Genomic DNA, 19236 nt, shown 5'->3' on the forward strand with positions numbered 1-19236 from the left:
GGCAAATACTCGCAGACAGTCGTGGCAGTCTCATCGCGGCACGATGAAGGTCGACTTCTCGCGCACCACCGCGGGCGCGCCCTTCGCTTCGACCCGCTCGACATCGAAATGGATCTCGTGCGTACCCGGGCCAGCCTGGTTGGCCGCCTCGAAGCCCGCCTGCACCGACACCGTCACCCAGCGCGCCTCGGCGGATCCGATCTCGATGTCCCCGGTCGGGTCCACCTTCAGGTCCGGCAGGCCGCTGGCCGCGATGCGGAAGCGCTGCGGCTGCTCGGTGGCGTTCATGATCTGCAGGCGGTAGACATTTTCGATGCGCCCTTCATCGACGATGCGGGCGAGTGTCGCGCGGTCGCGCACCACATCGACGCGGAACGGCGAACGCAGCCACAGGCTCGCGCCCACGGCACCGACGATCAGCACCAGGATCGCCGTGTAGATCAGCACCCGCGGCCGGAAGGCGCGGCGCCACATCTGGGCACGCGTGAGGTGCTGCTGCAGGCTGTGCTGCGTGGCGTAGCGGATCAGGCCGGGCGCGTAGCCCATCTTGTCCATGATGTTGTCGCAGGCGTCGATGCAGGCCGAGCAGCCGATGCACTCGTACTGCAGGCCGTTGCGGATGTCGATGCCCGTCGGGCAGACCTGCACGCACACGCCGCAATCGACGCAGTCGCCCAGGCCCTTCGACTTCGGATCGACCTTCTTGCCACGGGCGCCGCGCGGATCACCGCGTTCGGCGTCGTAGCTGATGATGAGCGTGTCCTTGTCGAACATGGCGCTCTGGAAGCGCGCGTAGGGGCACATGTACTTGCACACCTGCTCGCGCATGAAACCGGCGTTGCCATAGGTGGCAAGCGCATAGAACAGCACCCAGAACCACTCCCACGGACCCAGGCCCAGCGAGAGCACCGAAGCCGCCAGCGAGCGGATCGGGGTGAAATAGCCGACGAAGGTGAAGCCCGTCCACAGCGAGAACAGGATCCACACCAGCTGCTTGCCGCCCTTGCGCAGGAACTTCTCGCCGGTCCACGGACCCGCGTCGAGCCGCATGCGCTGGGCGCGGTCGCCCTCGAAGCGGTGCTCGAACCACAGGAAGATCTCGGTGTAGACCGTCTGCGGGCAGGCGTAGCCGCACCACAGACGCCCCGCCACCGCCGTGAACAGGAACAGCGCGTACGCCGAGATGATCAGCAAGCCCGTCAGGTAGATGAAGTCCTGCGGGTAGAGCACCAGCCCGCCGATGTAGAACCGGCGGGTCAGCAGGTCGAACAGCACCGCCTGGCGCCCGTTCCACAGCAGCCAGGGCGTGCCGTAGAACACGATCTGGGTGATCCAGACCAGCGCCCAGCGCCAGTTGGCAAAGTAGCCATGGACCGAGCGCGGATAGATCTTCTGGGTCTTCTGGTAGAGCGAGACGGTTTTCACCACCGGCTGGCCGGTGGCCGGGGAGGTCATGGCTTGTCACCCTTGTGGGACAGGCTCCAGACGTAGGCGGCCAGCACCTGGATCTGCTCGGGCGACAGGCGCGAGGCGTGCTGTGGCATGACGTTGGTCTTGCCGCCGTTGATCATCGCGATGATTGCCGCCTCGCCCCAGCCATGCAGCCAGACCCTGTCGGTCAGGTTCGGTGCGCCCAGGGCTTGCGTACCCTTGCCATCCGCACCGTGGCAGGCCGCGCAGGCGCCGAACTTGCTCTTGCCGAGCTGGGCGGCAATCGCGTTGTGGGCGCTGCCCGACAGGCTCAGCACGTAGTTGGCAACGTTCTTGATGTCCTCGGGGGAACCGACCGCTGCGCCCATCGGAGGCATCATCCCCTGCCGTCCCTCGGCGATGGTCTTGGCGATGTAGTCCACGCCGGAGCCGCCGAGCCAGTCCGTGTCCGTCAGGTTCGGGAAACTCTTGCTGCCGCGGGCATCCGAGCCGTGGCAACCGGCGCAGTTGTTGACAAACAGGCGCTCGCCGATGCCCATGGCCTGCTTGTCTTGCGCCAGGGCTTCCGGGGTCATCGCCATGAACCGCGCGTACAGCGGCGCCATGGTCTGACGGGCCTTGGCATGTTCAGCCTGCAGCTGCCCCTCGGAGGTCCAGTTCAGCGTGCCCTTGGCGATGCCCAGGCCCGGGTAGAGGGTCAGGTAGATCGCCGCGAACACGATCGTCAGGATGAACAGCCCCATCCACCAGCGCGGCAGCGGGTTGTTCATCTCGCGCAGGTCGACGTCCCAGGTGTGGCCGGTCGAGTTGTCGTCGGCCATCACGGTGCGCTTGCTCGCCACCGCCAGGATGAAGACGCAGAAGGCGAGCCCGCCCACGGTGATCGCGATCACGTACCACGACCAGAAGCTGGAAGTGAAGTCACTCATGGGTGCCTCCGTTGGATGTCTTGTTGTCCTCGTCCAGGAACGGAAGCGCGGCGGCTTCGTCGAACGCGGAACGATTGCGGCTGGAATAGGCCCAGGCGACGATGCCCAGGAACAGGATGAAAAAGCCCACTGTCACGAAGCTGCGCAGGTCATTGACGATGTCCATGGCACACCTCGCTCACTTGGCCGTTGCGGCCGGGGCCTTGCCTGCGGTGCCCAGCACCTGCAGGTAGGCAATGACGGCGTCGAGTTCGGTCTTGTCCTTGACCTCGTCGCCGGCCTTGGCGATCTCGTCGTCGGTGTAAGGAACACCGACCTTGCGCAGCGCGGTCATGTTGGCGCCGATGCCAGCGTTGGCAGGCGCCTTATCAAGCCACGAATACGCTGGCATGTTCGACTCGGGCACCACGTCGCGCGGGTTGTTCATGTGCACGCGGTGCCACTGGTCGCTGTACTTGCCGCCCACGCGGTGCAGGTCGGGACCGGTGCGCTTCGAGCCCCACTGAAAGGGGTGGTCGTAGACGAACTCGCCGGCCTTGGACGTGTCGCCGTAGCGCAGCGTCTCGGCGCGGAAGGGACGGATCATCTGCGAGTGGCAGTTGTAGCAGCCCTCGCGCAGATAGACGTCCCGTCCGGCGAGTTGCAGCGCGGTGTAGGGCTTGAGGCCTTCGACCGGCTGGGTCGTCGACGTCTGGAAAAACAGCGGGACGATCTCGACCAGACCACCGAAGAGGATGGTGATCAGGGTCAGGACGATCATCAGGAAGTTGCTGGTCTCGATCTTCTCGTGACCGGACACAGGGCGGTTAGCTTGGGCCATGGTGTGGGGTGCTCCGGTTCAGGCGTGGGCGACGAGAGCCGGGATGGCGATGGGTTCGACCTTGCCGGCCTGGACCGTCTTCACCACGTTCCAGGCCATGATGAACATGCCCGACAGGTACATCACGCCGCCGCCGAGGCGGATGACGTAGAACGGATAGGTGGCCTTGACGCTTTCGACGAAGCTGTAGACCAGCGTGCCGTCCGGGTTCGTGGCGCGCCACATCAGGCCCTGCATCACGCCGGCAATCCACATCGCGGCGATGTAGAGCACGATGCCGATGGTGGCGATCCAGAAGTGCAGCTCCATCGCGCGGATGCTGAACATCTGCTTGCGGCCGAACATGCGCGGGATCAGGTGGTACAGCGAGCCGATCGACACCAGACCCACCCAGCCCAGCGCGCCGGAGTGGACGTGGCCGATGGTCCAGTCGGTGTAGTGCGACAGCGCGTTCACCGTCTTGATGGACATCATCGGACCTTCGAAGGTCGACATGCCGTAGAACGACAGCGAAACGATCAGGAATTTCAGGATCGGGTCGTCACGCAGTTTGTGCCACGCGCCCGACAGGGTCATGATGCCGTTGATCATGCCGCCCCAGCTGGGGGCCAGCAGCACCAGCGAGAAGATCATGCCGACCGACTGCGTCCAGTCCGGCAGCGCGGTGTAGTGCAGGTGGTGCGGACCCGCCCACATGTAGGTGAAGATCAGCGCCCAGAAGTGGACGATCGACAGGCGGTACGAGTAGACCGGACGGCCGGCCTGCTTCGGGATGTAGTAATACATCATCCCCAGGAAGCCCGCGGTCAGGAAGAAACCCACCGCGTTGTGGCCGTACCACCACTGCACCATGGCGTCCTGCACCCCGGCGTAGGCCGAGTAGGACTTCATCGGCCAGACCGACACCGGAATGGCGGCACTGTTGACGATGTGCAGCAGCGCGACCGCGAGGATGAAGGCGCCGAAGAACCAGTTGCCCACATAGATGTGGCTGACCTTGCGGATGCCGACCGTGCCGAAGAACACGACGGCGTAGCTCACCCACACCACGGCGATCAGCAGGTCGATCGGCCATTCGAGTTCGGCGTATTCCTTGCCCTGGGTCATGCCCAGCGGCAGCGAGACCACCGCGGACAGGATGACGAGCTGCCAGCCCCAGAAGGTGAACTGGGCCAGTGCCGGCGCGAACAGCCGGGTCTGGCAGGTGCGCTGCACCACGTGGTAGCTGGTCGCGAACAGCGCACAACCGCCGAACGCGAAAATCACCGCATTGGTGTGCAGCGGTCGCAAGCGCCCGTAGCTGAGCCACGGAATGCCGTTTGTCATTTCAGGGAATGCCAGCTGGGCCGCGATCACGACCCCGACCAGCATCCCCACGATGCCCCAGACCACCGCGGCGAGGGCAAATTGCCGCACGGCCGTATCGGTGAAGACGGGGCCAGCCGTCTTTGTGTTGATTGTCATTGCTTGCTCCTAGGAAACTCTCTCGATCCTCGGCCGCGATTCTTCGGCAGCCGAAGGCGCACTGGATTGATCGGCATCAAGCTCGTCGCGGTCGGCGCGCAGGATGCGTTCGCCCTCGCGCTCGATGTCGTCGAACTGGCCGCTCTTCAAGGCCCACGCGAACACCGCGATGATCAGGAAAACGAGGACCACCGACAGGGGGATCAGCAGGAACAGGATGTCCATCGTTCAGGCCTTGCCCAGAGGGCCGGGGAGACGCCGGCGGGTCAGCCGCAGGGCATTGAGAACGACCACCAGCGAGCTGCCCGCCATGCCGATGCCCGCCAGCCAGGGCGGCAACCAGCCCGCCAGCGCCAGCGGCACCGAGGCCGCGTTGTAGAACAGCGCCCAGCGCAGGTTCTGTCGCACGATCGCCACGGTGCGGCGCGCCGTGTCGATCAGGACGGGCAGATCCTCGATGCGGTCCGACAGCACGATCACGTCGGCGCGGGCCTGGGCCAGCGCCGCGGCGGTGCCCAGTGCGATCGAGACGTCCGCGCGCGCCAGCACCGGCGCATCGTTGATGCCGTCGCCCACCATCGCCACGACGCGGCCCGCGGCCTGCAGGGCCTCCACACCGGCGAGCTTGTCCTGCGGCGTGCAGCGGGCGCGGGCGTCGGCGATGCCCAGACGACGGGCCATGGTCTCGACGCTGGCGGTCTGGTCGCCGGAGAACAAGTGCAGCGCCAGCCCCGCCTGGGCCAGACCGGCGGCACCCGAGATGGCGTCGGCGCGCAGCACCTCGTCGAACTCGAAGCACGCCACCGGCTGCAGGAGTCCGTCAAGTTCCATGCCCAGCCAGACGGTCGGCCGATCGGGCAGATCCACCCCCTCGGGTACCCCGCACCAGCCCGGCGCGCCCATGCGCACCCGCAGCGCCCGGTCGTCGAAGCGGGCGGTGGCCTCCAACCCCGACCCGGCCTGCTCGGAAACCGCATCCAGCACCAACTCTGCCCGATCACGCGACGGGTAACTCTCCACCAGCGCACGCGACAACGGATGCCGCGACTGCTGCGCCAGCCCGACCACCAGGCTCTGCAGGATCTCCCCGGCGATGTCCGGCGTCCGGTGCAGCACACGGGTGTTCGCCAGCACCAGCCGGTCCTCGGTGACGGTGCCGGTCTTGTCGAAGACAACGTCCTGCACACGGGTCAGGATCTCCAGCGCATCGAGACGCTGCACGAGGATGCCGCGCCGTGCCAGCTCGCCGGCCGACGCCAGCAAGGCCACCGGCGCCCCCAGCGACAGCGCACACGGACAGGTCACGATCAGCACCGACACGGCCACCCACAGTGCGCGGTCCGGGTCGATGACCATCCAGACACCCCACGCCGCAGCCGCCAGCGCCAGCACCGCCCAGAGGAAGGGCGCGGCGATGCGGTCGGTGGCGAGGACAAACGCCGGCCGCTCGGTCAGGGCCCGCTCGACCAGCGCCACGATGCGCTGGTAGCGGGTCTGTGCGCCGAGCTGCAGCACCTGCATCACCACCGGCGCGCTCAGGTTGATGCACCCTGCAGAAACCTCGTCACCGACCGCCCGGTCGACCGGCCGCGACTCGCCCGACAACATGGCCTCGTCGATCAACGTGCGGCCCTCGACCACGCGACCGTCCGCAGCAAACGCCTGCCCAGCGTGTACACGCACGCGGTCGCCCACGGCCAGCGACGACGCGGGTACCAGCGTGCCCTGCCCCTGTGCGTCCAGCCGCTCGACTGCATCCGGCAGGCGACGCATCACGCCATCCAACGACTGCGCTGCACGCTGCCGGGCACGGGATTCGAGCACCCGCGCACCGAACAGGAAGCTGACGAACATGGTCAGCGAGTCGAAATACACCTCCGAGCCAAACGGCCCGCGGGCGTCGAAGGTCGCTGCCGAGCTGGCGATGAAGGTGACGCCAATGCCCAGCGCCACCGGCAGGTCCATGCTGATGCACCCTTGCCGCAAGCCGCGCCACGCGCCGCTGAAAAACGGCCCGGCCGCGAACACCATCACCGGCAGCGTCAGCACCCAGCTCGCCCAGCGCAGCAGTTGCACCATGTCGGGCGTGATGTCACCGGCAGCGGCCACGTAGGCTGGGGTCGCATACATCATCACCTGCATCATGCAGAACGCCGCCACGAACAGCCGCCAGATCGACTGGCGCGTCTCGCGGGTCGCCAGCGCCACGGCCTGTGCGCCCGTGTCCGGAAACGCGCTGTACCCTGCGCGCCGCACCGCCTCGATCAGCGCAGAAACCTGCGTTCGCCGCGGATCCCAGGTGACCACCGCCCGCTGGGCAGCGCCGCTGACCTCGGCGGCGCGCACACCGTCCACGCCATGCAGCGCGTCCTCGATCACGCCGGCACAGGCCGCGCAATGCAGGCCGCCGAGCAGCAGGCGCGACTGACCCAGCTCGCCGCCCTGACCGTCGTCGAGCCACAGGGTGAAGGTGGACTGCTGCTGGGGATCGTTGACGGCAGCGGCCTGGGTGGGGCTGAGGGCGGCAGTGGGCACGGAGGTGGCAGAGGCAGAAATCATGGCTTGCGCTATTCTTGAAGTTCAACGCCCCACACAACATGATCCACATCAAGTTCTATCGCCTGAACCAACGCATCGCGCAGGCGGCACTGGCCGCACTCGCCATCGTGTCCTTCAGCGCCCACGCCCAGTCCGGCCCGCAGAAGCTCCCCACCACACAGCTCACCGCCGGCATGCACCTGATCCGCGCCGAAGTCGCCGACGACGACAGCGAGCGCCAGATCGGCTTGATGCACCGTCCGAGCATGGGCACGAACGACGGCATGGTCTTCGTGTTCGAGCAGCCCGGCGTGCAGTGTTTCTGGATGCACAACACGCTGATTCCACTGTCGGCCGCGTTCATCGACGACACGGGCACCATCGTCAACATCGAGGACATGAAGCCCCAGTCGGACGACTCGCACTGTTCGAAGAAGCCGGTGCGCTTTGTGCTGGAGATGAACAAGGGCTGGTTCGACAAGCGCGGGCTCAAGGCCGGTAGCGTGATCGGCGGCGCAGTGTTCAAGCCGGCTGCGGCGCGATGAGCCGGGCAGCAGCGTGAACCGCAATCTCTGGCTGCTGGCCGTCGCACAAGGCCTGTTCCTCACCAACAACGTCGCCTTCATCGCGATCAACGGGCTGGTCGGGCTGGCACTCGCGCCGCTGGGCTGGATGGCAACGCTGCCGGTGATGGGCTACGTGCTGGGCGGGGCGATGTCCACCTCGCTGGTGGCCCGCACCCAGGCCCGCTTCGGCCGCAAGACCTCGTTCCAGATGGGCGCAGCGGTCGCGTTGCTGTCGTCGCTGGCGTGCGCGTGGGCGGCGGTGGGCCGACATTTCGAACTGCTGTGCGTGGCCACGGTGGTGGCGGGCTACTTCAACGCCAACGCGCAGCTCTACCGCTTCGCCGCCGCGGAACTGGCGGGCCGCACCGGCACGGAAAAAGCCGTCTCGATGGTGATGGCCGGCGGGTTGATCGGCGCTGTCGCCGGGCCGAACCTGGCAGCGCAGACGCGCGGCCTGTTCGCCGTGCCCTTCGCAGGGGCCTATGTAGCGCTGGCCGGGGTCGCACTGCTGTCGATGCTGGTGCTGGCCGCGATCGACTTTCCGCCACCGCCCGCGAAAAAGTCGGCTTCTGGCGGGCGCCCGCTGGCCGAGATCGTGCGCCAGCCGGTGTTCATCGTCGCGGCACTGTGCAGTTCACTGGGCTACGGCGTGATGAACCTGCTGATGGCCTCCACGCCGATCGCGATGGACCAGTGCGGACTGCCCTTCTCGGACACTGCGCTGGTGCTGGAATGGCACGTCATCGGCATGTTTGCGCCGGGGTTCTTCACGGGGCAGCTCATCAAGCGTTTTGGGGTACTGTGGATCATGGCCGTCGGCGTCGTGCTCAACGCGCTGTGCATCGCTGTCGCGCTGACTGGCGTGGACCTGCACCGATTCCTGATCGCGCTCTTCCTGCTAGGCGTGGGCTGGAACTTCTTGTTCACCGGGGCGACGACGCTGTCGCTGCAGTCCTATGCACCCGAGGAGAAGGACCGTGCGCAGGGGGCGCTGAACTTCTGCGTTTTTGTCACGCTGGCGGTCACTTCGTTTGCGTCGGGGCTGCTGGTGACGACGCAGGGGTGGACGCTCCTCAACGTCGGCTCGCTGGCGCCGGTGGTACTGACCGCCGCCGCGCTGGTCTGGATGGCGCGGCAGCGGCCCCGCGCCTGATTACCGTTCAGCGCGTTTTCGCGGCGATCTTGGCCTTCATCTCCGCCAGCATCGCCAGCCCCATCTCCCGCCCCGCGGCGATCGAGCGTTTGCGGGCGGCAAAGTCGGCGCTGGAGATCCCGGTGAGCTTCGGGCGCAGCACGATGTCGGCCTCCTTCAGCTCGAAGTTATTGATGCTGCGGCCCATGATCGAGAAGGTCTGCAGCAGCATGCGCATCGCGTCGCCCGTCGCGGCACCGTCCGGGGGCGACGAGATATCGACCGCGATGACGAACTCGGCGCCCATCTGCTTGGCATACCGCACCGGCACCGGCGCCACCAGCCCGCCGTCCACGTACTCGCGCTCGCCGATCTTCACCGGCTGAAAGACTGCAGGCACTGAACTCGATGCCCGCACCGCCATGCCGGTGTCGCCGCGCTGGAACAGGATGGGCTGACCATCGGCCAGATCGGTGGCGACGATGCCCAGCGGCATCTTCAATTGCTCGATGTTCTTGCCGCCGGTGTTCTTGCGGATATAGGCGGCCAGCGCCTCGCCGCGGATCGCACCGCGCAGCGGAAAGGCCCAGTCGGTGATGGCGGACTCGTCCATGCCGTCGGCCAGCGTCGCCAATTGCGCGCCGGAGTTGCCCGCGGCATAGAGCGCCGCCACGACGCTGCCCGCCGAGGTGCCGACGACCAGATCCGGGTGGATGCCGTTTTCCTCCAGCACCTGGATCACGCCGATGTGCGCGAAGCCGCGCGCCGCGCCGCCACCCAGCGCCAAGCCGATGCGCGGCAGGCGCGGAGCCGGCCGTGGCTGCGCCACCGGATCCACCGGCGCATTGCCGGTCACCAGCGGCGCCGTGCTGCAGCCCGCAAACACCAGCAGTGTCGCTGCCCCCAGACCCACAAGACAGCGTCGGCGCACCGTCTTCATATTCATTTTCATATAAACATCATCTCAAAAAGTCGTTTGCAGGCATGACAACACCCACTAGAGTCGCACACTCTCATTTTGCTGCGCTGCAAGGTACTTATTCATGCTCGACACCCTGGGTTTCACGATCGATTGGCTGGCCGTCGCGGCCGGCTTCGGCATCGGGCTGATCGTGGGCCTCACCGGCGTGGGCGGTGGCTCGCTGATGACGCCGCTGCTGATTTCGGTGTTCAACCTGGAAAAGGCCGTCGCCATCGGCACCGACCTGTGGTTCGCCTGCCTGACCAAGGTGTCCGGCTCGGTCGCGCACCACCGGCACGGCCATGTGGACTACAAGATCACCGGCCTGCTGCTGGCCGGCAGCATCCCCGGCTCCATCGCCACCGTCGCCTACATGCACATGGTCGGCCTGACCAAGAAAGCCGACAGCGCGCTGACCTTCGCGCTCGGCCTCGCGCTGGTGCTGACGGCCATCACGGTCATGATGAGGCCGGTGTGGTACCGCGTCGGCTTGTGGCTGGAACGCTGGATCACGCCGGCCCGCCAGCCCTGGCTCACGGTGCTGTGCGGCCTGGTGCTGGGCGTGCTGGTGTCGCTGAGTTCGATCGGCGCGGGCGCGGTGGGTGCCACGCTGATCCTGCTGATGTATCCGCGCATGGAGATGCGCCGGCTGGTGGGCACCGACATCGCCCATGCCGTACCCTTGACGCTGGTGGCAGGCATCGGCCACGCCACGCTGGGCAATGTCCACTGGCTGTTGCTGATCGAGCTGCTGATGGGCTCGCTCCCCGCCATCTGGCTCGGTGCCCACCTGACCAAGATGCTGCCCGACAAGTACACCCGCCTCGCGCTGTGCGCATCGCTGCTGTTCGCCGCCAAGAAAATCCTGCTGACCGCCTGACTGCCAGACTGCCCGCCATGTACCAATACACCGACTTCGACCGCCAGTTCGTCCACGCCCGTGCGGCCCAGTTCCGCGACCAGCTCGACCGCCACTTCGCCGGCCAGCTCGACGGCGACGACTTCAAGGCCCTGCGCCTGCAGAACGGCTGGTACATCCAGCGCCACGCCCCGATGCTGCGCGTCGCGGTGCCCTACGGCTCGATCAGCAGCCGCCAGATCCGTGCGCTGGCCGAGATCGCCCGTGTCCACGACCGCGGCTACACCCACTTCACGACCCGCCAGAATGTCCAGTTCAACTGGATCCCGCTGACGCAGGCCGCAGACGTGATGGACAAGCTGGCCGCCGCCGACATGCACGGCATCCAGACCAGCGGCAACTGCATCCGCAATACCACCACCGACGGGCTGGCCGGTGTCGCCGCCGACGAGATCGTCGATCCGCGTCCCTACTGCGAGATCCTGCGCCAGTGGAGCACGCTGCACCCGGAATTCGCCTTCCTGCCGCGCAAGTTCAAGATCGCCGTGTCGGGCGCCGTGGAAGACCGCGCCGCGATCGGCTGGCATGACGTGGGCCTGCAACTGAAGAAGAACGCCGCGGGCGAGATCGGTTTCCGCGTCCAGGTCGGCGGGGGCATGGGCCGCACGCCGATCATCGGTTCGGTCATCAGCGATTTCGTGCCGTGGCAGCAGATCCTCGTCTACATCGAAGCGATCGTGCGCGTCTACAACCGCTACGGCAGGCGCGACAACGCCTACAAGGCGCGCATCAAGATCCTCGTCAAGGCGGAAGGCCAGAAGTTCTTCGACGCCGTGAACGCCGAGTTCGCCAACATCCTGAGCCGCGACCTCGACGGCAGCGCCCACCTGATCACGCAGGCCGAATTCGACCGCGTGGCCGCCAGCTTCACGCGGCCGGCCGAGGTGGCGCCGCTGCCGGAAGTCGGGCTGCCGGCCGATCTGCCGGTGGCGTACCAACGCTGGATTCAGCGCAACGTGCATGCGCACCTCGTGCCGGGCTGGCGCGCCGTGACGCTGTCGGTCAAGCGCGCCGGTCAGGCGCCGGGCGACGTGACGGACGTGCAGATGGACCAGGCCGCCGACCTCGCCGACCGCTACAGCCACGGCGAGCTGCGCGTGACGCACGACCAGAACCTGCTGCTGCCGTGGGTCAAGGCCAGCGACCTGCCCGAGGTCTACGCCGCCGCCAAGGCCGCCGGCTACGCCACCCCCAACATCGGCCTGGTCACCGACATGATCGCCTGCCCCGGCGGCGACTTCTGCGACCTGGCCAACGCCCGCTCCATCCCGGTGGCGGCCGAGCTGACCGAGCGCTTCGCCGACCTGGACGAGGTGTTCGACCTGGGCGAGATCGACCTGCACATCAGCGGCTGCATCAACTCCTGCGGCCACCACCACAGCGGCCACATCGGCATCCTCGGCGTGGACAAGGACGGCAGCGAGTGGTACCAGGTCACGCTGGGCGGCTCGGACGGCTCGGCCCACGCGCCCACCGCCGTGCCCGGCAAGGTGATCGGCCCGTCGTTCGCGGCCAGCGAGATCACCGACGCCGTGGAAGCCATCCTCGACACCTACCGCAGCCACCGCGAAGCCGGCGAGAAGTTCATCGACGCGCTGCACCGCCTCGGCCTCGACCCGTTCAAGGCCGCCGCCAACGCCCAGCGCATCGCCACCGCCCGCGACCACACCCCTGCTTGAGTCTCACCATGAAATTCATCGACACCCCTCACGACGCCTGGCACACCGTCGGCGGTGAAGACGGCCCCTCGCCGCACCCCGTCGCCCGCGACCACCAGTTGCTGACGCTGGCGCAGTGGCACGCCGTGCGCGAAACATGGCCGGCCGGGCTGCTGACCGGCGTGATCGTGCCCAACACCGTGGACATCGAGACGCTGGAGGCGGACCTGCCGCGCCTGTCGCTGGTCGTGCTGCACTTCCCCAAGTGGGTCGATGGCCGGGCCTACACGCAAGCCCGGCTGCTGCGTTCGCGCTACCGGTTTGCCGGCGAGATCCGCGCCACGGGCGATGTGCTGGTGGACATGATGCTGCTGCTGCAGCGCACCGGCTTCGACGCGGTGGTGCTGCGCCGTGACCAGTCGCTGGAAGCGGCCGACCGGGCGCTGATGTTCTTCCCCGGCCACTACCAGGGCGATGTCAAGGAGCGCCGCCCCGTCTTCGGCCGCCCGGCCGACGAGGCAGGCCAGCGCGAATACCTGAACGCCGGAGCCGCGATATGAGCGCCATCGCCCTCTATGGCCGCAAGACCGCCGGCTTCGACGAGCGGCTGGCCGCGACGGTCCAGATCCTGAAGGACGCCGCCGCCGCCCACCCCGGCACCATCCTGCAGTCCACCAGCCTCGGCGCCGAGGACATGGTCGTCACTGACCTGATCGCCAAGCTCGGCCTGCCGATCACACTGGCGACGCTGGAAACCGGCGCACTGCACCCCGAGACCGTCGCGCTGATCCCGCGCATCACCGAACACTACGGCCTGGCGGTCGAGGTGTACCGGCCGGTCGAGGAGTCGGTGGTCCAGTTCGTGCGCACGAACGGCGAGAAGGCGATGTACGAGAGCCTGGCGCTGCGCAAGGCGTGCTGCGGCATCCGCAAAATGGAGCCGCTTGGCCGGATGCTCACCGGGCGGACGGCGTGGGTGACGGGGCTGCGCCGCGAGCAGTCGAATGCGCGCGGTGAAGTGTTGGCGGTCGAGGCCGATGACCAGGGGCGTGCGAAAATCAACCCTTTGGTCGATTGGAGCTGGAACGACGTGTGGCACTACATCGCGACCAACGAGGTGCCCTACAACCCGCTGCACGACCAGTTCATGCCCAGCATCGGCTGCGCGCCCTGCACCCGCGCCATCGCTGTCGGACAGGAGTTCCGCGCCGGCCGCTGGTGGTGGGAAGACGAGAGCGCCAAGGAATGCGGTCTCCACGTCAAGCAGCCCGCCGCCTGAGCCTGAATCGACCCGATCGACACGTCCCCACAAGACCCATGAACGCCCCGACGACCATGACCCAACTGCTCCCCGACGTGGACCACCGCCACCTCGACGCGCTGGAGGAAGAAGCGATCTTCATCCTGCGCGAAGTGGCCGGCGCCTTCGAGCGGCCCGGCCTGCTGTTCTCCAGCGGCAAGGATTCCTGCGTGGTGCTGCACCTCGCCGAAAAAGCCTTCAAGCAGAAGCTGTCGAAGCCTGGCGAGCGCCCGGTGTTCGCCGGCAAGCTGCCCTTCCCGCTGGTGCATGTCGATACCGGCCACAATTTCCCCGAGGTCATCGAGTTCCGTGACGCCCGCATTGCCGAAATGGGCGAGCGGCTGATCGTCGGACACCTCGAAGACTCGATGGAGCGCGGCACGATCCGCTTGGCGCACCCGCTGGAGTCACGCAATGGCCACCAGACGGTGACGCTGCTGGAGACGATCGAGGAGCACCGCTTCGACTGCATGATCGGCGGCGCCCGCCGCGACGAAGAGAAGGCCCGCGCCAAGGAGCGGATCTTCTCGCACCGCGACAGCTTCGGCCAGTGGCAGCCCAAGGAACAGCGCCCGGAACTCTGGAACCTGTTCAACACCCGCATCAAGCCGGGCGAGCACTTCCGCGCCTTCCCGATCAGCAACTGGACCGAACTCGACGTGTGGCTTTACATCGAGCGCGAGAAGATCCCGTTGCCGCACATCTACTACACCCACAAGCGCGAGATCTACCGCCGCAAGGGGCTGCTGGTTCCGGTGACGGACGTGACGCCGCCGGACGCGAGCGACACCGTGGAAACGGTGGACGTGCGCTTCCGCACCGTGGGCGACATGACCTGCACCTGCCCGGTGGAGAGCGACGCCGCCACCAACGCCGACATCGTGGCCGAGACGCTGCAGGTGACGGTCTCCGAGCGTGGCGCGACCCGCATGGACGACCGCACCTCCGAGGCGTCGATGGAACGCCGCAAGAAGGAAGGGTATTTCTGATGAGCACCGTGCAGACTGACGTGAACAACGTGGAACACATCGACGCCGGAGAAGAACTGGCGCACAAGGCCCTGCGTTTCCTGACCGCCGGCAGCGTGGACGACGGCAAGAGCACGCTGATCGGGCGCCTGCTGTTCGACAGCCGCGGCATCCTGGCCGACAAGCTTGACGCGCTGGAAAAGCGTGCGGCGGGTGCGCCGATCGACCTGTCGCTGCTGACCGACGGCTTGGAGGCCGAGCGCGAACAGGGCATCACGATCGACGTGGCGTACCAATACTTCACCACCAAGACGCGCAAGTTCAACATCGCCGATGCCCCCGGCCATGAACAGTACACCCGCAACATGGTGACGGCCGCGGCCGGCTCCGACGCGGCGGTCGTGCTGGTGGACATCACCAAGCTCGACACGGCGGTGGACGACGTGGTGCTGCTGCCGCAGACCCGCCGCCACAGCCTGCTGGCCCGCCTGCTGCGCGTGCCGAGCATCGTGTTCGCGATCAACAAGCTCGACGCGATCGAAGTCGGCACACAAGCCGCCTATGACGCCGTGTCGAAGGCGCTGAACAAGTTCGCCGAAGAAGCCGGGATCACCGTGCGCGGCATCGTGCCGGTGTCGGCCCTGCGCGGCGACAACGTGGCCACGCCGTCGGCGAACTGGGACTGGTACACCGGCCCGACGCTGCTGCAACTGCTCGAAACACTGCCCGTCGCCGACGAAGCGCACGACGGCAACCTGCTCGTGCCGGTTCAGTACGTCGCCCGCGACGAAGGCCACGGCACCGGCCACCAGCACCGCGTCATGTGGGGCCGCATCGCCCACGGCTCGGTGAAGGCCGGCGACACCGTGCAGATCTTCCCGAGTGGCGAGACCGCCATCGTCGCCTCGGTACGCCACGCCGGCAGCGTGGTGGATGTCTGCACCGCCGGGCAATCCGCCGGCATCGTGCTGGACCGCCAGGTCGATGTGTCCCGCGGCGACTGGGTCTTCACGCCCGGCAGCGCCCCGACGCAGCAGACCTTCAGTGGCACGCTGGCCTGGCTCGACACCGAACCCGCCGTGCTCGGCCGCAAGTACTGGGTGCGCCACGGCAACCGCTGGGTGCAGGCCCGCATCACCGCGATCGACCACCGGCTGGACATCAATACGCTCGAAAAGGTCGATGCGCATGAACTGGCTGTCAACGAGATCGGCCGCGTGCAGATCCAGACCCAGCAGGCGCTGCCGGTGGAAGCCTATGCGGACAACCGTGTCGGCGGCGCGCTGATCGTCGTCGATCCGACCACCAACCGCACCAGCGGCGCGCTGCTGGTGAGCGCCTGAACCGGTGGCGGAGCGCATGGACACCGCAGAGGTCCGCGTCGTTTTCATCGGCGCCGGCCCCGGCTCGGCCGACCTGATCACCGTGCGCGGCCTGAACCGGCTGCGGGCGGCGGAGGTCGTGCTGGCGGACGCGCTGACCGACCCGGCCCTGCGTGCGGAAGCACTTGAGGCCGAGTGGATCGACGTGGGCAAGCGCGGCTTCAGCAGCGAGAGCACCGGCCAGACGCGCATCAACGCGCTGCTGGTCGAGTGTGCGCAGCGGTCGGCGCGGGTTGTGCGGCTCAAGGGCGGCGACCCGAGCGTGTTCGGCCGGCTTGAAGAAGAGCTGGAGGCGCTGCACGCGGCAGGCATCGGCTGCGAGGTGGTGCCGGGCGTGACCTCGGCGCTGGCCGCCGCCGCGGTGTCGCAGCAGCCGCTGACCCGCCGCGGCGTCGGCCGCAGCGTTGCCTTCAGCACCGCGATGACGCAGACCGGCGACCTCGAAGCCCGCCGCAGCGCCGACACCGAGGTGTTCTACATGGCGGGTCGGCAACTGCCCTCGCTGGCCGAGCGGCTCGCCGAGGTCGGCTGGCCCGAAGGGACGCCGGTGGTAGTCATCTCGCGTGCGGGCTGGCCCGACGAGCGGTTCAGCCGCCACACCGTCGCCACGCTCGCCGAGGCCGATCCGCTGCACCGCGGCCGGCCCACGCTGGTCACGGTCGGCGCGGGTGCGCGGCCCGTCGCGCATCAGCCTTAAAATCGAACGTTTCGCAAATCGTTCTCCATCCAACTTACCCGAGTGAAAACCGCGTCATGACACACGTCGTCACCGAAGCCTGCATCCGCTGCAAGTACACCGATTGCGTGGACGTCTGTCCCGTCGATTGTTTCCGCGAAGGCCCCAATTTCCTGATCATCGACCCGGACGAGTGCATCGACTGCGCGGTCTGCATCCCCGAGTGCCCGGTCAACGCGATCCTCCCCGAGGAAGATGTGCCGGCGGACCAGCTCGCCTTCATCAAGATCAACGCCGAGCTGACCCCCAAGTGGCCCAGCATCACCAAGCGCAAGGCCCCGCTGCCGGACGCCGATGACTGGAAAGACGTCAAGGACAAGATCCAGTTCCTGCAACGCTGAACGGGATCGGTTGACGTGACCACCACACCGGCTGCACCGATCGAGACCGATGCGCTGGTGATCGGCGCGGGTCCGGTCGGGCTGTTCCAGGCGTTCCAGCTCGGACTGCTGGGGCTGTCGGTGCAGGTGGTGGACGTGCTGCCACAGGCTGGCGGCCAATGTGTCGCGCTCTATGCCGACAAGCCCATCTACGACATTCCCGGCGTGCCGGTGTGTACCGGTCGGGAGTTGACCGACCTCCTGCTGCGGCAGACTGCGCCCTTCCAGCCGGGTCTGCATTTCGGCCATGAGGTGCAGACGCTGCGCCCGCTGGGGGATGGTCGGTTCGAGGTCGGGACCCATGCGGGGCTGCAGTTTCTGGCGTGCAGCGTATTCATCGCAGCGGGCGTGGGTGCATTCACACCCCGGCGCCTCAAGGTCGCAGGACTGGAGGCGCATGAGCAGCGGCAGGTCTTTCACCACCCGGACGATCTGGCGCCATTCGCTGGCCAGCGTGTCCTTGTGGTGGGCGGCGATGACGCCGCACTGCACTGCGCGGCCGCGCTTGCCGAACACCCCCGAACGACCGACGTGACGCTGCTGCACAGGCGCGACCAGTTCACCGCCGAAGCCGATCTGCTGGCGCGTGTCGCTGCACTGCGGGCCAACGGGCGCCTGCGGGTCTGCATCGGCCAGATCACCACCGCGCGTGCGCAAGGTGATCGCCTGGACGCCGTGACCGTGCTGGACGCGCAGGGCCTCGAAACGCTGTGCCCACTGGACGTACTGATCGTCTGCCAGGGGCTCAGCCCGCGGCTGGGGCCGATCGCCGACTGGGGACTCGCGCTGGAGCGCAAGCTGCTGCCGGTCAATGTCACCACGTTTGAAACCGTGTTGCCCGGGATCTACGCCGTCGGCGACATCAATACCTATCCTGGCAAGAAGAAGCTGATTCTCTGCGGCTTCCACGAAGCAACGCTCGCCGCCCACGCGGCACACGACCACCTGCGTCCGCAGGAGCGCGGGCCGCTGCTGTACACGACCAGCAGCGCGCTGCTGCACCGGCGTCTAGGGCTCACTGGCTGAGCCTGGCTCATTTCAGGGAGCTTCCCGCTCGGTCGCCGTGACAGGCTTGTGCGCATTCCCTCACGGCAACCGGCGTGAATCAGGCTCCTGCCCTTCAGGCAGTCCGTGGTTTGCCCGAAGGCGGCATCACACTCCCCGATGTCAAAATTCGTATCTTTGCGGACAGGGCATCCAACAGAGCGGTCGTCACGCAAGGCAGGTTCAAGATGAAATGCTTCTTTCAGGTGGTTTCCGGTTTTCTGCTGGCTGGTCTGATGCACACCGCAGCCACGGCCGGCGAGGTGCTTGAGCGGGTCCAACGCAGCAGCGAGCTGCGGGTCTGTGTCTGGCCGGACTATTACGGCATCAGCTACCGCAACCCCAAGACTCGCCAGTTCACGGGCCTCGACATCGACATGTCGGCCGAATTCGCGCGCGAGCTGGGCGCGCGGCTGCACCACGTCGATTCCTCATTTGCCACGCTGGTGGACGACCTGCTGAAGGACCGGTGCGACATCGCGATGTTTGCCGTCGGTGTACTGCCACAGCGCGAAAAATTCCTGCGCTTCAGCCAGCCCTATCTGCAGAGCGACATCTACGCCGTCACCAGCCGCAGCAGTCGGGTCGTGCGGCGCTGGGAGGACATCGACCAACCGGGCGTGCAGGTGGCGGTCCAGGCCGGCACGTTCATGGAACCCGTGATGCGCGACTCCCTGCGTCAGGCAAACATGGTGGTGATCCGCCCGCCGACCACGCGTGAACAGGAACTCGAAGCGGGCCGGGTGGATGTCTTCATGACGGACTACCCCTACAGCCGCCGCCTGCTGGACAACGCAGAATGGGCACGCTTGATCAGCCCTCCACAACCGTTCCATGTGCTGCCCTATGCCTATGCAATCCGCCCCGGTGATGACGAGTGGCTGGCCCGCATCAACCGTTTTGTTACCGACATGCGTCAGGACGGCCGCCTTGAAAGTGCTGCCCGTCGCCATCGGTTGTCCGAAATCGTGATCCGGCCGACCGCCCGTTGACCCGCCCATGAGCCTG

General features: G+C 67.0%; 20 protein-coding genes. 12 read left to right on the forward strand and 8 right to left on the reverse strand.

Annotated features, from left to right (window positions below; all coding sequences use genetic code 11):
• Positions 1–30: 30 nt before the first annotated feature.
• From ccoG to RMP06_RS20090, 7 genes are read right to left on the reverse strand one after another with little or no spacing between them, the layout of a single operon-like run.
• Positions 31–1455: a cytochrome c oxidase accessory protein CcoG gene (ccoG, locus tag RMP06_RS20060; protein ID WP_310463562.1), complete on the reverse strand. Its 1425-nt coding sequence runs from the start codon at positions 1453–1455 to the stop codon at positions 31–33.
• Positions 1452–2360, reverse strand: coding sequence for a cytochrome-c oxidase, cbb3-type subunit III (gene ccoP, locus RMP06_RS20065; protein WP_310463563.1), 909 nt, complete (start codon positions 2358–2360; stop codon positions 1452–1454). The genes ccoG and ccoP overlap by 4 nt, the downstream gene beginning before the upstream one ends.
• Complete coding sequence (locus tag RMP06_RS20070) at positions 2353–2526, reverse strand: cbb3-type cytochrome oxidase subunit 3 (RefSeq protein ID WP_310463564.1); 174 nt, start codon at positions 2524–2526, stop codon at positions 2353–2355. The genes ccoP and RMP06_RS20070 overlap by 8 nt, the downstream gene beginning before the upstream one ends.
• A 12-nt stretch (positions 2527–2538) precedes the next feature.
• Positions 2539–3180 carry a cytochrome-c oxidase, cbb3-type subunit II gene (gene ccoO, locus RMP06_RS20075; RefSeq protein ID WP_310463565.1) on the reverse strand — a complete coding sequence of 214 codons (642 nt, stop codon included), beginning with the start codon at positions 3178–3180 and terminating at the stop codon, positions 2539–2541.
• Positions 3181–3198: 18 nt separating this feature from the next.
• The gene (gene ccoN / locus RMP06_RS20080) at positions 3199–4644 is read right to left on the reverse strand and encodes a cytochrome-c oxidase, cbb3-type subunit I (protein WP_310463566.1); all 1446 of its coding nucleotides are present in this window, start codon (positions 4642–4644) and stop codon (positions 3199–3201) included.
• Positions 4645–4653: 9 nt separating this feature from the next.
• A complete protein-coding gene (ccoS, locus tag RMP06_RS20085; RefSeq protein ID WP_310463567.1) occupies positions 4654–4869 on the reverse strand; it encodes a cbb3-type cytochrome oxidase assembly protein CcoS in 216 nt (71 codons plus the stop codon).
• A gap of 3 nt (positions 4870–4872) precedes the next feature.
• The gene (locus RMP06_RS20090) at positions 4873–7203 is read right to left on the reverse strand and encodes a heavy metal translocating P-type ATPase (RefSeq protein ID WP_310463568.1); all 2331 of its coding nucleotides are present in this window, start codon (positions 7201–7203) and stop codon (positions 4873–4875) included.
• Between the two features lie 38 nt (positions 7204–7241).
• On the opposite strand from RMP06_RS20090, the gene RMP06_RS20095 reads away from it, so the two are divergent.
• The gene (locus RMP06_RS20095) at positions 7242–7727 is read left to right on the forward strand and encodes a DUF192 domain-containing protein (RefSeq protein ID WP_310463569.1); all 486 of its coding nucleotides are present in this window, start codon (positions 7242–7244) and stop codon (positions 7725–7727) included.
• A 13-nt stretch (positions 7728–7740) separates the two neighbouring features.
• Positions 7741–8901 carry an MFS transporter gene (locus RMP06_RS20100; protein WP_310463570.1) on the forward strand — a complete coding sequence of 387 codons (1161 nt, stop codon included), beginning with the start codon at positions 7741–7743 and terminating at the stop codon, positions 8899–8901.
• Positions 8902–8908: 7 nt separating this feature from the next.
• Here RMP06_RS20100 and RMP06_RS20105 read toward each other — a convergent pair whose 3' ends face one another.
• A complete protein-coding gene (locus tag RMP06_RS20105) occupies positions 8909–9826 on the reverse strand; it encodes a patatin-like phospholipase family protein (protein WP_310463637.1) in 918 nt (305 codons plus the stop codon).
• Positions 9827–9923: 97 nt separating this feature from the next.
• Between RMP06_RS20105 and RMP06_RS20110 the strand changes: the two genes are divergently transcribed.
• From RMP06_RS20110 to RMP06_RS20155, 10 genes are all read left to right on the forward strand, one after another.
• The gene (locus RMP06_RS20110; protein WP_310463571.1) at positions 9924–10721 is read left to right on the forward strand and encodes a sulfite exporter TauE/SafE family protein; all 798 of its coding nucleotides are present in this window, start codon (positions 9924–9926) and stop codon (positions 10719–10721) included.
• Positions 10722–10738: 17 nt separating this feature from the next.
• Positions 10739–12439: a nitrite/sulfite reductase gene (locus RMP06_RS20115; protein ID WP_310463572.1), complete on the forward strand. Its 1701-nt coding sequence runs from the start codon at positions 10739–10741 to the stop codon at positions 12437–12439.
• A gap of 8 nt (positions 12440–12447) precedes the next feature.
• Complete coding sequence (locus tag RMP06_RS20120; protein ID WP_310463573.1) at positions 12448–12978, forward strand: DUF934 domain-containing protein; 531 nt, start codon at positions 12448–12450, stop codon at positions 12976–12978.
• Positions 12975–13697, forward strand: coding sequence for a phosphoadenylyl-sulfate reductase (locus RMP06_RS20125; RefSeq protein WP_310463574.1), 723 nt, complete (start codon positions 12975–12977; stop codon positions 13695–13697). Before RMP06_RS20120 ends, RMP06_RS20125 begins: the two co-directional genes overlap by 4 nt.
• Before the next feature lie 38 nt (positions 13698–13735).
• Positions 13736–14707, forward strand: a complete 972-nt coding sequence (cysD, locus tag RMP06_RS20130; RefSeq protein ID WP_310463575.1) for a sulfate adenylyltransferase subunit CysD — start codon at positions 13736–13738, stop codon at positions 14705–14707.
• Positions 14707–16029, forward strand: coding sequence for a sulfate adenylyltransferase subunit 1 (locus RMP06_RS20135; protein WP_310463576.1), 1323 nt, complete (start codon positions 14707–14709; stop codon positions 16027–16029). Before cysD ends, RMP06_RS20135 begins: the two co-directional genes overlap by 1 nt.
• 16 nt (positions 16030–16045) lie before the next feature.
• Positions 16046–16765 (forward strand): uroporphyrinogen-III C-methyltransferase, encoded by a 720-nt coding sequence (gene cobA / locus RMP06_RS20140; RefSeq protein WP_310463577.1) that lies wholly within the window; start codon positions 16046–16048, stop codon positions 16763–16765.
• A gap of 56 nt (positions 16766–16821) precedes the next feature.
• The gene (gene fdxA / locus RMP06_RS20145) at positions 16822–17145 is read left to right on the forward strand and encodes a ferredoxin FdxA (protein WP_293996603.1); all 324 of its coding nucleotides are present in this window, start codon (positions 16822–16824) and stop codon (positions 17143–17145) included.
• Between the two features lie 15 nt (positions 17146–17160).
• Positions 17161–18210 (forward strand): NAD(P)/FAD-dependent oxidoreductase, encoded by a 1050-nt coding sequence (locus RMP06_RS20150; protein ID WP_310463578.1) that lies wholly within the window; start codon positions 17161–17163, stop codon positions 18208–18210.
• A 206-nt stretch (positions 18211–18416) separates the two neighbouring features.
• Entirely contained in the window at positions 18417–19220 is an 804-nt protein-coding gene (locus tag RMP06_RS20155) for an ABC transporter substrate-binding protein (RefSeq protein ID WP_310463638.1), read from the forward strand.
• The last annotated feature ends 16 nt before the right edge of the window (positions 19221–19236 follow it).

It is taken from the genome of Sphaerotilus sp. (assembly GCF_031429695.1).
Classification (GTDB): domain Bacteria; phylum Pseudomonadota; class Gammaproteobacteria; order Burkholderiales; family Burkholderiaceae_C; genus Sphaerotilus.